This is a genomic window from Sutcliffiella cohnii (genome assembly GCF_002250055.1).
Lineage (GTDB): Bacteria > Bacillota > Bacilli > Bacillales > Bacillaceae_I > Sutcliffiella > Sutcliffiella cohnii.
On the sequence record NZ_CP018866.1, the window covers coordinates 1,750,471 to 1,764,764 of the forward strand.

Annotated in this window: 15 protein-coding genes and 1 riboswitch; of the genes, 14 read left to right on the forward strand and 1 reads right to left on the reverse strand. The window is 36.2% G+C overall.

The genetic code is table 11. The features are described 5' to 3' along the window. The first annotated feature begins 65 nt into the window (after nucleotides 1-65). The 5 genes from BC6307_RS08625 to BC6307_RS08640 all read left to right on the forward strand — a co-directional run bounded on the left by BC6307_RS08625 (nucleotide 66) and on the right by BC6307_RS08640 (nucleotide 2,927). Complete coding sequence (locus BC6307_RS08625; protein WP_084380157.1) at nucleotides 66-1,034, forward strand: alpha/beta hydrolase; 969 nt, start codon at nucleotides 66-68, stop codon at nucleotides 1,032-1,034. A gap of 108 nt (nucleotides 1,035-1,142) precedes the next feature. Then, entirely contained in the window at nucleotides 1,143-1,391 is a 249-nt protein-coding gene (locus BC6307_RS08630; protein WP_066411802.1) for a hypothetical protein, read from the forward strand. Nucleotides 1,392-1,410: 19 nt separating this feature from the next. Then, nucleotides 1,411-1,629 (forward strand): DUF4367 domain-containing protein, encoded by a 219-nt coding sequence (locus tag BC6307_RS25715; protein ID WP_483409757.1) that lies wholly within the window; start codon nucleotides 1,411-1,413, stop codon nucleotides 1,627-1,629. Nucleotides 1,630-1,711: 82 nt separating this feature from the next. Beyond that, the gene (locus BC6307_RS25020) at nucleotides 1,712-1,885 is read left to right on the forward strand and encodes a hypothetical protein (protein WP_169714876.1); all 174 of its coding nucleotides are present in this window, start codon (nucleotides 1,712-1,714) and stop codon (nucleotides 1,883-1,885) included. Between the two features lie 592 nt (nucleotides 1,886-2,477). Beyond that, nucleotides 2,478-2,927 (forward strand): DMP19 family protein, encoded by a 450-nt coding sequence (locus BC6307_RS08640; RefSeq protein ID WP_066411800.1) that lies wholly within the window; start codon nucleotides 2,478-2,480, stop codon nucleotides 2,925-2,927. Nucleotides 2,928-2,979: 52 nt separating this feature from the next. Here BC6307_RS08640 and BC6307_RS08645 read toward each other — a convergent pair whose 3' ends face one another. Next, the gene (locus BC6307_RS08645; RefSeq protein WP_066411797.1) at nucleotides 2,980-3,396 is read right to left on the reverse strand and encodes a DUF1284 domain-containing protein; all 417 of its coding nucleotides are present in this window, start codon (nucleotides 3,394-3,396) and stop codon (nucleotides 2,980-2,982) included. 202 nt (nucleotides 3,397-3,598) lie between these two features. Next, nucleotides 3,599-3,700: riboswitch (TPP riboswitch) on the forward strand. 74 nt (nucleotides 3,701-3,774) lie between these two features. Between BC6307_RS08645 and tenA the strand changes: the two genes are divergently transcribed. The 9 genes from tenA (at nucleotide 3,775) to BC6307_RS08690 (ending at nucleotide 14,292) form a co-directional block, all read left to right on the forward strand. After that, a complete protein-coding gene (tenA, locus tag BC6307_RS08650) occupies nucleotides 3,775-4,446 on the forward strand; it encodes a thiaminase II (protein WP_066411793.1) in 672 nt (223 codons plus the stop codon). Nucleotides 4,447-4,561: 115 nt separating this feature from the next. Next, entirely contained in the window at nucleotides 4,562-5,497 is a 936-nt protein-coding gene (locus BC6307_RS08655) for a hypothetical protein (RefSeq protein ID WP_066411791.1), read from the forward strand. Between the two features lie 658 nt (nucleotides 5,498-6,155). Next, nucleotides 6,156-6,566, forward strand: coding sequence for a hypothetical protein (locus tag BC6307_RS08660; RefSeq protein WP_157076579.1), 411 nt, complete (start codon nucleotides 6,156-6,158; stop codon nucleotides 6,564-6,566). A 131-nt stretch (nucleotides 6,567-6,697) separates the two neighbouring features. Beyond that, a complete protein-coding gene (locus tag BC6307_RS08665; protein ID WP_066411787.1) occupies nucleotides 6,698-9,142 on the forward strand; it encodes a DUF8725 domain-containing protein in 2,445 nt (814 codons plus the stop codon). After that, nucleotides 9,129-10,061: an ABC transporter ATP-binding protein gene (locus tag BC6307_RS08670; protein ID WP_066411786.1), complete on the forward strand. Its 933-nt coding sequence runs from the start codon at nucleotides 9,129-9,131 to the stop codon at nucleotides 10,059-10,061. Before BC6307_RS08665 ends, BC6307_RS08670 begins: the two co-directional genes overlap by 14 nt. After that, nucleotides 10,061-10,912: an ABC transporter permease gene (locus BC6307_RS08675; protein WP_066411784.1), complete on the forward strand. Its 852-nt coding sequence runs from the start codon at nucleotides 10,061-10,063 to the stop codon at nucleotides 10,910-10,912. The genes BC6307_RS08670 and BC6307_RS08675 overlap by 1 nt, the downstream gene beginning before the upstream one ends. 2 nt (nucleotides 10,913-10,914) lie before the next feature. Further along, nucleotides 10,915-12,417, forward strand: coding sequence for a DUF8809 domain-containing protein (locus BC6307_RS08680; protein WP_066411782.1), 1,503 nt, complete (start codon nucleotides 10,915-10,917; stop codon nucleotides 12,415-12,417). Beyond that, nucleotides 12,418-13,407 carry an AAA family ATPase gene (locus BC6307_RS08685; RefSeq protein ID WP_066411780.1) on the forward strand — a complete coding sequence of 330 codons (990 nt, stop codon included), beginning with the start codon at nucleotides 12,418-12,420 and terminating at the stop codon, nucleotides 13,405-13,407. Between the two features lie 21 nt (nucleotides 13,408-13,428). Next, complete coding sequence (locus BC6307_RS08690) at nucleotides 13,429-14,292, forward strand: DUF58 domain-containing protein (RefSeq protein ID WP_066411779.1); 864 nt, start codon at nucleotides 13,429-13,431, stop codon at nucleotides 14,290-14,292. The last annotated feature ends 2 nt before the right edge of the window (nucleotides 14,293-14,294 follow it).

The window sequence follows — 14,294 nt, forward strand, 5'->3', positions numbered from 1 at the left end:
AAAATCACAATAAAAATAAATAGTTTTACGTTTCGTAGATTAAGAGAGTAATTGGGGAGAGAAAAATGAAAAAGAAACTTGTCATTATTTTATCTGTTTGCGTCATTTTATTAATGGTTGCTTACGGCTTAATTGGTAATTATTTTTATAATTTTGCACTGAATGCAAATGATGAAAAAGAATATTTAGATGAGAATCCACATTTGGAAGATAGCGAAGCTCTAATGGCGATGGCGGACGTAGCGGAAGAGGCACGGGTCGCTGATAATCAGTTTAAACTCGAGTACCCGCCGACTGCCATGTCCATCGTTTCAAATGATAAGCTTCAATTAAAACTACATGCTGATATGTATAAAAACGGTGATTCAAACTCTAAGTGGGCAATTGTGGCTCACGGATATACGAGCAGCGCGGCAGGTATGACAAGGTGGGTTCGCAATTTTTATGAAGAAGGGTTTAACGTACTAGCACCTGATCTTCGTGGACACGGTAATAGTGAAGGTAACTACATCGGAATGGGTTGGCATGATCGACTAGACATGTTGCAATGGATTGATGAAATAATTGCATTGGATCCAGAAGCTGAGATTGTCTTGTTCGGTATTTCTATGGGTGGCGCAACAGTAATGATGGCATCAGGTGAGGAACTACCTTCTAATGTAAGAGTTATTATTGAAGATTGTGGTTACACATCAGTTAGTGATGTGTTTACGTATCAGTTAGATGATTTGTTCGGTTTACCACCCTTTCCAGTAATGAATGCGGCTAACACAGTAACTAAATTACGTGCCGGCTACGATTTATACGAAGCGTCAGCAGTTGACCAAGTTGCTAAAAATGTAACACCGATGCTTTTCATACATGGTGATGCCGATACATTTGTTCCGTATGAAATGTTAGAAGAAGTATATGAAGCAACAACCGTGGATAAAGAAAAGCTTGTCATTCCTGGGGCTGGTCACGGAGAGGCGGAAAAAGTAGATCCAGAAACGTACTGGAACACAATATGGAAGTTCGTTGGGAAGTATATGTAAGGATGAGATTGGCAGAGACAGTAAATGTCCTCTGCTTTTTTTATTAATGAAACATTTTTAATTTTTTCAGCGTCAAACTTATTATTAGTCTAATAGGTTGGTGATAGAATGAATAGGAAAGAATTCATTGTAATATTTCTTTTTATGTTTGCATTTCTTTCTCTAGCAGTTAATTGGTCGGTCATGAGAAGCAAGATGTATGATTATAATACATCAGAAGTTATGAAAAAAATCGAACGTTCTAACTTTCCCTTAGATGTAAAAATTCCTACTAAAGTTCCATTTGAAGAAATGAGCATGCTAGAATCTGGGGCAACCGATCATCAACTAAGAGTGAGACTTTTAAATAAAAGATAAGAATGTAATTGAGTATCGAATTACAAACATCCCCATTACATATTCTAATGAAATAAAGCAAAGGAAAGTTGTCATACACAATAACATAGAAGCAGTGTTTATTCCGAAAGACACAATGAAAAGAATCCTTTCATGGCAGGATGGAGATCTCTATTACGAAATCACATATTTCTCAAAAGTTACTCCATCAGAACTTAGTAAAAAGCAGCTCGTTAAAATGGCAGAGTCTTTTAATTAAAAAATATATTCGTATCATAAGTGTATTCCGGCATAGATTTGCACAAGTTAAATGGGAATAATGACCTGAAGGGATGAACCGTATGAATTTTAAAAGCACTCTACAAGAAGCACAAGACATAATCCATCAAGCGCATCATCATTTAAAGCAAGTTAGCTCTAATAGTCCAGAAGCAGAGGCGTGTCACTTTGCTCAAAAAGAACTTGAAAAAGCTCAACAGAAAATTCAACAAGTTCAACAACAAATTAATGAATAGTGGCGGTCCCCAAATCAGTTAAAACTGACTTCGGGGACCTTCTTTTATGGCATAAGAGTAATTGTACATAGGAAACGAGAAGTGGTGCATACCCTCACCGGTTGTGGTGCATAAGCTACCGAAAAGTCAGCATAAAGGTAGTGCTGGTGCATAGGAAACGGGAAGTGATGCATAGGTTAGGTCAAAGTAGTGCATATCCTCACCGGTTGTGGTGCATAAGCTACCGAAAAGTCAGCATAAAGGTAGTGCTGGTGCGTAGGAAACGGGAAGTGGTGCATAGGTTAGGTCAAAGTAGTGCATACCCTCACCGGTTGTGGTGCATAAGCTACCGAAAAGTCAGCATAAAGGTAGTGTTGGTGCATAGGAAACGGGAAGTGATGCATATGCTTGGTCAAAGTGGTGCATACCCTCCGATTTTTTAAGCATAAAACTATGTAAAGTCAGCGTGAATATGGAACTTGGACAAGCTCGTTTATTTTAATTGCAAACAAGCTTTAAATATTTATCAAAAAATCACAAGTGATATAGAGGTTTTTCAAACATTTTGTCGAAAAATAAAAAAGTAAACTAACTAAAGAAAGAAGATAGGACAATGACAAAACTAGAAAAGATGAGTAAAGACGACATATGGAATGCAGTAATACAAATAATAAGTAGTAATGATTATCCAACAGAAAGTAAAATGCTCAACGAATTATTTATCGTCTTTCAGTACTATTCAGAGCTAGAAAGCGGAGGGCATGAAAGTTTCTTCAATTGGATGCAGGGGGATATTGAAGAAGTAGGTGTATCCGATTATTTAAACGATTTAATTTACGTTTTAGTAAAAATAGGTGCCAATGAATGTGCAGTTATTATGAAAAAGTATGGCTACGAGATGTGGCAGTTTTTTAAAGCTCTAGAAGCAGGGGAAATGGTCGAGGACAGTTTTTATCAGGTCATTGAAATAGCTGATCGAGAATATTACTCTCAAGATGGTAAACTAGAACAGCTATTAGAAGAGTATTTTGTAAAAGTATATCCACAATTAATCAATGAGTAGTATAGGAAGGGGGGGAACAGTTCTTGCTAAGAGAGTAAGAACTGTTTTCCAATTACTCTACTTTTCTCAATCCTTTCCCATCCAACATTTCCTGTACACCTTCCTCACACACACCATATGTTCTCCATGAACAAGACTCACAAACGGTTTGTATATCAGTTGGCACTACATGCTGACGAATTCGAAATTCAATGTCTTTCCATTTTAGCATTTGCCCAATTTTTAAATCCATCTTTTCTAAAATAGCGGCATCCCGCTCATATATGGTTTTGTCTTTACAATGATATTCACCGGTGTTAGGATATTTTTCACACAATTGATCTGGTCCTTTTACGATTTGAATCCATGTTTCAGGATCGTTTCGAAGCGTTTGATGCAATTTCGTCATATTCTCCACATACTCTTTTGAATACCCCATCCCTCGATAGCCAAGTAGGCAAAATAAATGATGTCCGCGCAATCTGTACATAATTACCTCCGATCACTTCTATAAGTAAACTGAAATTTAATCAAAGTTAACATATTTTTATAGTATCATAATTTATGAGTATTTAAAATTCACTAATGTTGTTAACTTTCTTAAAGGCCACACATAGAAACTAGTTTATGAAAGTGGTACGGCTTGTAAATGTTCAGAATGTTTGTTAACATCAAGATGTAGTTAAATAGTGTAAAAACACTAGGGGTGCTTTTTTAGCTGAGAGAGACAATCTGTCTTAACCCTTTAACCTGCTCTAGGTAATGCTAGCGAAGGGAAGTGGAGTATATAGGACAGGTATGTCTCTTTCAACTATAACCACTTTCTTTTAGAGAGTGGTTTTTTATTTTTAAAAAGGAGAGGATACAAATGAAATTTACTGAGAGATTAAAAGAGAAGTTAGAGCCAATTTGGAGACAAAATCATTCCCATCCATTTGTGGTGGAAATGGGGAACGGGACACTAGATAAAGAGAAATTCAGATTTTATATGGTCCAAGATTATGTGTATTTAATTGACTATGCTAAATTGTTCAGTATTGGGGCATTAAAAGCAACAGATGTGAAAACGATGGAGAAATTTGCAGCGCTATTGCACGGAACGCTACATGAAGAAATGGATCTTCACCGTAGTTATGCAGCTCAGTTTGGTATATCTCCTGAAGAGTTAGAAAATGCGGAGCCGTCTCCTATCACTTTAGCTTATACACATTATATGTTACATAAAGGACAAAACGGGACGTTGGCGGAACTCGTAGCAGCCCTTTTGCCTTGTGCGTGGAGCTATTGGGAAATTGGGAAAGAGTTAAGTCAAATTCCTGGTGCAACGGATCATGAGTTGTATGGTGAATGGGTTCGTATGTACAGCTCAGAGGAATTTGGTCAGCTTGCAACGTGGTGTATTGATTTAATGGATGAATTAGCAGAAGGAAAATCGGACACTGAGCTACTAGAATTAGAGAAAATCTTTTTAAACACAACACGATTTGAATATATGTTCTGGGACATGGCGTACAACAACCAAATGTGGCCGGGAGAATAACTAAGATATACTAGAGTAACGATGCTTCGTTACTCTTTTTTTCGTTTTAACGTAATGAAACTTCTATACTTAATATTTCGTACTATTAGTATAGAAGTATTAAGGGGGAAACAATTTGTTCACAGACTTAAATGAAAAGTTAATAGTATCAAAAGAAAAAATGCGTAAAAAAGTAAAATATGAGGAGCATATCGAACGGTTACATGCATCCTTACAGGCAGAAGAATCTAAGAAAAATAAATTAGAAAAGCAATTGTTGAAAGAAAAGGAAGATGTTACTCGATTAGAAAGCTTCTCCTTATCAAATATTTTTTACACAATAATCGGTAGAAAGCTTGAAAAGTTAGATAAAGAGCAGCAAGAAGTATTAGCTGCGAAGTTAAAGTACACTGAAGCGTTAGAAACAATTTCCGATATGGAGCGAGAGTTAGAAGAATATAAGGATAAGCACCTCGATGTTGCGTATGCCGATATAGAGTATGAAAAAATTATTCAAGAAAAAGAGCGCTTAATTCATGACAAACATTCCATATGGAGCGAAAGACTATATACACTTGCTGATCGAGAAGCAACGATAACTGCTAGTTTAAAAGAATATGAAGAGGCAATAGATGCGGGTAATAGCACTGTTTTGGCATTAAATAGAGCGTTGAATGAATTAAATTCGGCAAAAAATTGGTCCACATTTGATATGTTCGGTGGAGGGATCATTTCTACCGCAATGAAACATAGTCGGTTTGATGAGGCAAAACGTTACATACATCAAGCTCAAAGCCGTTTACGCCAGTTTCAAGAGGAGTTGTTAGATATTGAAAGTCATTTTGATGCGAATTTCGAGACAGGTGGATTATTAACATTTGCAGACTACTTCTTTGACGGCATCATTGTTGATTGGATTGTACACGGAAAAATTAATGACTGTTACGACCAAACAGAAAAAACGAAAATAGACGTATCTAGAGTTTTGAAAATCCTCTTAGAGCAAAAGAGTGACTTGGAGAAGGAACTAATTAATGTACAAGCAGAAAGAATAGAAGTGTTGGAGAGTTAGTAGGAAAAAAGTTAGGAAATGGAGTAGAAAAACGCCGGGATGAATATGAACATCATAACTTTTTAGAAATACTTAACAGGAATCGAAAATTACTTAACAGCTTTTCAGAAATACTTAACAGGAATCGAAAATTACTTAACAGCTTTTCAGAAATACTTAACAGGAGTCGAAAAATACTTAACAACTTTTCAAAAATACTTAACAAGGATCGAAAATTACTTAACAGCTTTTCAAAAATACTTAACAAGAATCGAAAATGATCCAAAAATTACTGAACTCCATTATCGAGATTTAACAGATAAGGAACAATATGCTCTAAAGCTAGATGATTATGAAGCAGCCCTGCAATTTACACCTAAATGGGTCTCCATAAACGAAGCGATTGTACAAAATAACAAAATAATAAATGAAGTAGAGCAGAACAGCTGGGTGAAACGAGAAAATTATGTTTTAAACGAGTTAAAAAAGTCCCTTAAGTAATGGTTGTGCTACAGAAAAAAAGACCGACTACAACAGAAGCAGTCGGTCTTTTATGATGGAACCAAATCGACAAGGTTCAACATATTTCTTACATAAAAAGGATTTTTTTAAGCCGTATGGAATTTATAGTAAGAGAGATTTTGTCGTCTCTTTACTTTTTTGGGGATGAGGGATTTTGGTGATATTAAGGAAGATAATTGCGTTTATTTTAACAAGCTTACTAGTCCCGTTATTTTTAGTAGTTTGGGGTGGTGACTCATCTATCTTTTGGGGAATGTATGGGGTATTTCTCATGTATGGGACACCGTTTATTTTACTGTACGGTATGCCTGTTACGTTTTTAGCTGAAAGGTTAACGAGAAATATACAGAAGAGGAAAAGGCTTGCAGTATCGTTTGGGATTCATCTTTTTTTCGGTCTAGTTTGTGTGTTTATCGTCGGTTTTATTTTTAAGGAACCATTTGGGGAATGGGGCTTTTTTGGGGGGATTTTGTTTATCGGCTCAACTTTAGCTTCTATTATTCTTTGGAGCGTTGATGAGCTATTAAGAAAACTTGTTGATTGGGAATCGATACAGAGTGCAATGTAATCTTTTAAAGAAATATATGTAGAAAAGGAAAACTTTTTCATTCCATTTACCGTCTAAGAAGATAGAAGTTATTATTTTACCAAAAAAGAGAAATAAGATTTAGGTTACATAATGATATAGGGGGAAGTCACTTGAGGAAATTTATGTATTTTATGCTTATTGCACTACTGTTTAGTTTTTTAAATCCTACGACCACCAATGCAGAAACTAACGTAGAAGTGAAGGTGGAATATGGGGTTGATAATAAAGTTCAACAGTTTAAAGGATTCCCAGTTAGGGTCCAGCTAAAAAATAACGGTGAGTATATAAAAGGAGATTTAGTCGTTTTCTCGAGTCCGAGTTACAATGCATCAGGTAGCTACGTTGTGCCAGTAGAAATAGGAGCTGGAGAAACGAAAACAGTAGAGCTGTCTGTAAAAGGGATGAACGAATATTTCTCCTATTATGGCAACACACCTCCAAATTTTATTAGTTTTTATGAAGGAGGAGTAGAAAAAGGGAAAGAAATTAAGCTAAAAGGTAATGCGTCCGCAAAACCTCGTTATTTAGGCGACAATCGGTTAGTTGTTGGAGTGCTAAGTAATAACTTCGATGCAGTAAATTATTTCAAACTAATTCGTCATCAATCGGAACCTATTGAGTTATTAAATGTTTCAGCCGATAACATTCCTACTCAATCGTTCGGTTTAGAAATGTTCGATGTGCTACTTGTACATGATTTTGCTGTGTCCACGCTTACTTCTGAGCAACAAACTGCCATCAAACAATGGGTAGCTAGTGGTGGATCCGTTATTTATGATACGAAAATTGGAATTTCCAACGACTTAGGAGAATTACAAGATTTTTTACTTTTCCAACCATCGAATGAAGTTGCATTGGATACTCTCGTTGAAGATGGAAGTTTACCAAGCGGAATTTCTACATTTACTGGTCAGGTAAGTGATGAAACCTCTCAAGTAATCGCAAAGGATGGCGATGTTCCACTCGTTTATCATAAATCAATTGGCCTTGGTAAGGTTACGCAAGTAAATAGTAATTTAGGATCAGATGCTTGGAAGGATTGGGAGCATTTAAATCTGTGGTGGAGGGCCATTTTACAAAAAGCTTCTAGTAAAAATGTGAACAGCTACCACCATCCTAGTTTCTATGAAAACCTTTACGAACTGACAAGTGTTGGAGAATCGTTTCCAGGCTCCATTATTTCCGTTCCATTATTAATTGGGGCATTTATTCTTTATTTAATTGTTTTAATACCGATCTTATATTTTATTCTTCACAAAAAGGATAAACGTGAACATGCGTGGTGGATTATTCCGACGATTGCGATTATGACTAGTGTGATGATCTTTGTAATTGGTGCGAAAGATCGAATCGCCGGAACGCAAATTAACGAATCTACTATATTGTTAATGAATGAAGACTCGTCTCAGCCAGCTTCAGGTGTTGGTATTGTATCAATACTAACGAATAGTGGTGGAGCGTACAAAATTTCTACTGAGCATGAAGGAGTAGATTTGTTCCCAATTGTGTATGGTTATGATAATAACTTTGAAACAGCAAGACGTCATGCTTACATTCAGACTGGCGTACAAGGGACAGAAATTACGTATAACAATGTTGACTATTGGTCTATTCGTACTGCACTAGGAAAAGTTCAATCTGTTCAATTAGGTGATATGAATGTTGATCTCGGTATTGAAGGGGAGAAAATAGTCGGTACCGTTGAAAACTTACTTCCTTACGAGCTAAAAGACGCACACTTATTAGCTGGGAGCAGTGCAACTAAATTAGGGGACATAGGAATAGGTGAAAAATTTCAAGTGAACGCGGAATTAACGCAAAAAAACGTGGCAAACGCCTTAACGGCACCTACTCAATTTGTTAGTGGTCGTGTTTTTCCTGAAATACACAAAAAAATGACGAACTCCTATTATGGTACTAATATTGAAAAAGACGAGTTAGAAGAATGGAGAAAATATCAAATGCTTTCCATGCTCCTAAATAATAATCAAGTATTCTCGGTTGATCAACCAATATTGATTGGATTTGTTCATCAATCTATCTTGGAACCGAAAGTTAATGGGAAGAGTGAAAATAGTACTTCTATGCATTTAGTCGCTATTCCTGTAAAAATGAAAATAGATGAAGTGGGAATCTTTAATATGAAAGAAGAACATTTCTCTCCAACGATTTCTGTAATGGAAGGTGAAAGAGGCACGATTTACCATAACGGATTGGATTACGGGGAGCAATTTATCCATTTAGGTCCAGGTAGCTATACAATCCAGTATCAGTTGCCAGATATTATTAATAAAGAGAAAGATGCGATAAATGAAATAAAGCTGAAACTTAGAACGAGAAATGAAATGATTGAATACTTTTTATTTAATAGTAAAACAAATGAGTTAGAAGGTTTACCGAATGAACATACCGTCAAAATTGACTCGAATGTAGAAGAGTATATCAATGAAAATAACTCGATACAGATAATGGTGAAAATTGATCCATCTACTGATTCAGAAATTACTGTGCCAGCAATCGAGATCGAGGGGGAACTGAACAATGATCGAAATTAAAAATCTCACAAAAAAATATGGTAGTTTTACAGCACTCGATTCCCTCAATCTTACTATTGAAAAAGGGACAGTTTTCGGGTTTGTTGGTCATAACGGAGCTGGGAAATCGACGACGTTTTCCATTCTCGCGACACTTCTTGCACCAACATCAGGTACTGCGTTCGTCAACGGTTTTGATGTCACGAAAGAACCGCATAAAGTTAGAAAACATATTGGATATATGCCTGATTTCTTCGGAGTGTATGATCAATTTAAAGTGGAGGAGTATTTAGATTTTTATGGTGCTAGTTATCAAATTCCTTACGAAGAACGTCAAAAACTAATTCCGCAATTGTTAGACTTAGTTAGTTTAAGTCATAAAAAAGATGCATACGTTGACTTACTTTCTCGCGGAATGAAGCAACGACTTTGCTTAGCAAGATCACTAATCCATGACCCAGAAGTATTAATTTTAGATGAGCCAGCATCTGGACTTGATCCGAGAGCGCGTATTGAAATGAGAGAAATATTACGAGAATTAAAACATATGGGGAAAACAATCATGATTTCATCACACATTCTTCCAGAGTTAGCAGAAATGTGTGATGTACTAGGTGTTATTAATGGTGGAAAGCTAGTTGCGACAGGAAAGGTAGAAGAAATTCAGCAACAGTTACAATCAAATAAAGTGTTAAAAGTATTGTTACTAAGTGATGTTCAACGAGCTATTCAATTTTTTGAAGATATTCCGGCTGTATCGAACATTCAACGGAGTGAACAAAAGGAAAATGTTATTTCTTTTGCATTTGAAGGGACAGACGAAGATCAAATCAATCTTTTAAAAACGGCATTAAATAATGAAATTATGATTTTGAGCTTCAGTCAGGAAGAATCCAATTTAGAAGATATCTTTTTAGAAATTACGAAAGGGGTGGAATAATGAAAGCCCAAATGATTAATCCGATGTTAAATAAAGAATTTAAATTACGCTTTCGAACGATTAAAAGCTTCCTAGCCATCCTATTATATTTAGTTGTGTTAGGAGCCATCGCCCTTTTCTTCATTTACATGACAACGAGGTATAGCTCGATGGGAATGTTTAGACCGGAACAGAGTAAATCCATGTTTATGGTTATGGCTTTCGTACAACTTGCGTTAATTTTCTTTATGACGCCAGGTTTAACTGCTGGTGTTATTAGTAGTGAACGAGAAAAACAAACATTAAATATTTTATTAACGACGCAGCAAACGTCGACAAGTATTATTTTAAGTAAGCTAGGATCTTCGTTGTCGTTTTTATTACTAATTGTTCTTTCATCACTTCCACTTTATAGTATCGTTTTCTTATTTGGTGGAATATCACCGTCGTTATTATTTATAACGTTCGGTACGTACCTTTTAACGATGCTCACATTGGGAAGTATTGGGGTATTCTTTTCAACTATTATTAAAAAGACAATTGTCGCTATGATATGTACGTACGGTGTAGCTTTCTTTTTAGCAGCAGGTACAGCAGTACTCACGTTTTTTACAATAGCGTACACACAACAAGGTATGACTACGCCAAGTACAAATCCAGCACCGTATTTTATTGCGATGTTTAACCCGTTTATTTACTTAATGTTAAATTTTGAGCAACATTTCAAAATTGAGTTCGAAACAATTACTGGTATAACAATGTCTTTAGGAATAGGAATGCTCATTTCCTATCTTTTACTTTCGGCTCTATTAATCTTTATTAGCATTAAAAAGCTCAGACCAAACATGAGACCAACGAAAAGGAAAGGGTAATCATGAACGATAATGAGAAGCTAACGAGTCTTTTACGAAAGGTTCGGCGGAAGTTACGTGTGCAATTTTTTAATCGAAATGTGCAAACCGGAATGATATATGCGAGTTTGTCCATCTTAACTGTTTTCTTATTTGCGCGTATCGTTGTTACCCTCTATGTTTTGCAAAAAGCGTTATTTATAGGTTTACTAGTACTTCTAGTTTTTATTGGTTACTATTTATGGAAAAAGCCATCTATTTATGATGCTGCATCGTACGCCGATCAATTCATGGGGGATAACCGTCTTTCTACAGCACTTTCATTTAGTAAACAAAATTCGTTAATGGCACAGCTTCAGCGGAAAGAAACAGTAAGCAGACTTAGTGAAAAAGAAGACGTAATTTTGAATGAGAAGCTGCCATCTCTTTATTGGAAACGGCTGTTCATCGCTTGTTTTGCTATTTTAATATCGAGTGTATTATTTGTTTTACCTAACGAAACGATGTCAGAAGCAAAAATGTTAGAAGAAGATAAGAAAATTGTGAAGGAAACGAAGGATGAGTTAAAAGAATTAGTAGAAGAAAAGCTTGAAAAAGAACAGGTTGATGCAGAAGTTGCGAAACTAGACCCGTTAAAAGAAATAGAAAAATCCGACGAGCTCCTAAAAGAATTGATGAAAAAAGAAAATGATTTAAATGAACGTTTAAAGGAGCTTGAAGAAAAGAAGGAAGCATTGAAAGATTTATCCGATAAAAATCCGAAAAATGAGTTAGCGGAACTTGCTCTAAAAGGAAATTATGATGAGTTGGATAAAAAAATGAATGAACTAATGAGTAACCTCGCAACTTTAAACGACGAGCAATTGGAACAGTTAAAACAGCTTGCAGAAAGTTTGCTTGATCAAGACAAATTAGAGATGGATCAATTAAGTGAAGAGGAATTAGCTGCACTATTAGAAGAATTAGAGGCATTACTTGACGAACTAGCCTCTTTAGAAGAATTAGAAAGTTTATTAGCTGGTTTACAATCGTTAGCGACTAATCAATATGGAAAGATGTCAAGTGCTGGCTTAAATCCATCAACCTTAGCACTTTCGAATATGAATCAACCCAACAGTAATCCGAACCAACAAAATAGCCAAGGTCAAAGTCAAGGTCAAGGTCAAGGCCAAGGTCAAGGCCAAGGTCAAGGCCAAGGTCAAGGACAAGGTCAGGGTCAAGGCCAAGGCCAAGGTGGTTCAGGTGCAGGAATTGGAACTGGATCACGGGAATTAACGTTTCCTTCCAATGTGGATGGAGAAGGGAATACAGAAATTGATGGTGGCCCAACAGGAGAAGGAAATTCGGAATATGAGGTTGATCCGAATTCACCAGTCATTAGGGGACAAGTGCAGTCGTATGAAGAGTATTATGCGACGTACGAGAAAACATATCGCGAATCACTTGAGCGAATGAAGTTGCCATCAAAACTCGAAGAAATCGTAAAAAACTATTACAGTGAGATTGATCCGAAAGGGGAAAATTGAGTGATTAGCTTGGAAGAAAGAGAAAAAGAACTAGCGCTTTTGCAATCACATATTAAACAGGTGAAGGCAGAAATAAGTAAAGTAATTGTTGGTCAAGAAGAAGTAATTGAACAATTAATTTGGGCAATGGTAGCAGAAGGGCATGCGCTGTTAGAGGGTATGCCTGGAGTCGGTAAAACGATGCTTATTCGGACAATTTCGGATGTAATGGAGTTAAGTTTTTCACGGATTCAATTTACGCCAGACTTAATGCCGTCTGATATTACAGGAACAAAAATGATTGAGTTACAAGATGATGGTAAACAGTCATTCGTGTTTCATGAAGGTCCTATTTTTGCCAATGTGGTACTTGCAGATGAAATTAACCGGGCTACTCCGAAAACGCAGAGCTCGTTATTAGAGGCGATGGCGGAAAAGACGGTAACGATAATGGGTGAAACGAGAAAAGTTGCGGCTCCTTTTTTCGTATTAGCTACACAAAATCCGATTGATATGGAAGGTACGTATCCGCTACCAGAGGCGCAAATGGACCGCTTTCTATTAAAAATAAATATGGGATACCCTAGCAAGCAAGATCTTTATGAAATTATTAATCGTACAACAGGGGTAGAAAGCGCAAAACCAGAAAAAGTCATGAATCAAGAAATGATTATGACGATTCAACAAAGTGTAAAAGAAATTTTAGTTTCTGATGAAATAGTAGATTATGCAGTAAAGCTAATTATGGCAACACATCCAAGTGATGAGCATGCAAGTGATAAAGTAAAACAATATGTGCGGTATGGTGTAGGGCCACGTGGATTACAAAGTTTAATTCGGATTGCAAAAGCAAGGGCATTTTGTGCAGGGCGTTTTCATGTTTCGAAAGGAGATATAAAACAAACTGCCTTTCCAGTTCTTCGTCACCGCCTCTTCTTAAACTTTGAAGGTGAAGCATCCGGTGTAGAAGTTGATGATATTTTAGAAGACGTTATGCAACATATAGACTAAATTGGAAAAAAGGTGATTACCTTGTTAAGTGCTAAATTATCAAGGCAACTTCAAGCGTACTCGATTCAAAGCGGAAAATTGAAGAGAAGCTGGCAAAAAGGTTCTAGGAAGTCATCAAGATTCGGTACTTCTCATGATTTCTCCGATTATCGAGTCTATCAGCCTGGTGATGACTTAAGGCAAGTAGATTGGAACATATATGCACGAACGAACAAGCACTATATTAAAAGATATTTAGACGAACAAGAATTGAGTGTAACCATCTATTTAGATTGTACAAAATCAATGAGCCTTCTCCCTAAAAAGTGGGAGTTAGCAAAACAACTTACCGCTAGCATCGCTTATATAGGTTTATGTAATGATGATCGGATTTCGATTATTCCTGTTCATAGTGAAGATGCTCCTTATCTATATCGAAAAGGAAAGTCGTATTTGTATGAGATGGTTCGTGTAGTAGAAAACATAAAACCGAAAGAAACAACCGCTCTTTTTAGTGAAGAAGTTGCACAAACAATTCAACGAAAGAGTAGTATTTCTATTGTTATTACGGATCTAATGGAGCCGATTTCTTCTGTTGAACTTACGTTAAAAAAAATTCAAGCAAACCGACAGCAAGTATTATTGCTTCATTTAGTAGATAAAGAGGAATTAGAGCCAACTTTTACGGGTGATTTTTTGCTGGAAGACAGTGAAACGAAGCAAGGTGTGAATGTAACTGTTACGGATTACACGCGAAAGTCATATGTAACGAAAATGAACAATCGGATTGAATATATGAAAAGTTTTTGCTTTGAGAGAGGCATCTCTTACTTACTTTGCTCGTCTTCTGAAAGAATTGAAGATATATTGTTTAAAAGAATGACCTCTCAAGGTTGGATAAGGTGATA

Coding starts and splice junctions, on each gene's coding strand:
- BC6307_RS08625 (WP_084380157.1), top strand. CDS start 66: ATGAAAAAGAAACTTGTCATTATTTTATCTGTTTGCGTCATTTTATTA.
- BC6307_RS08630 (WP_066411802.1), top strand. CDS start 1,143: ATGAATAGGAAAGAATTCATTGTAATATTTCTTTTTATGTTTGCATTT.
- BC6307_RS25020 (WP_169714876.1), top strand. CDS start 1,712: ATGAATTTTAAAAGCACTCTACAAGAAGCACAAGACATAATCCATCAA.
- BC6307_RS08640 (WP_066411800.1), top strand. CDS start 2,478: ATGACAAAACTAGAAAAGATGAGTAAAGACGACATATGGAATGCAGTA.
- BC6307_RS08645 (WP_066411797.1), bottom strand. CDS start 3,396: ATGTACAGATTGCGCGGACATCATTTATTTTGCCTACTTGGCTATCGA.
- tenA (WP_066411793.1), top strand. CDS start 3,775: ATGAAATTTACTGAGAGATTAAAAGAGAAGTTAGAGCCAATTTGGAGA.
- BC6307_RS08670 (WP_066411786.1), top strand. CDS start 9,129: ATGATCGAAATTAAAAATCTCACAAAAAAATATGGTAGTTTTACAGCA.
- BC6307_RS08675 (WP_066411784.1), top strand. CDS start 10,061: ATGAAAGCCCAAATGATTAATCCGATGTTAAATAAAGAATTTAAATTA.
- BC6307_RS08680 (WP_066411782.1), top strand. CDS start 10,915: ATGAACGATAATGAGAAGCTAACGAGTCTTTTACGAAAGGTTCGGCGG.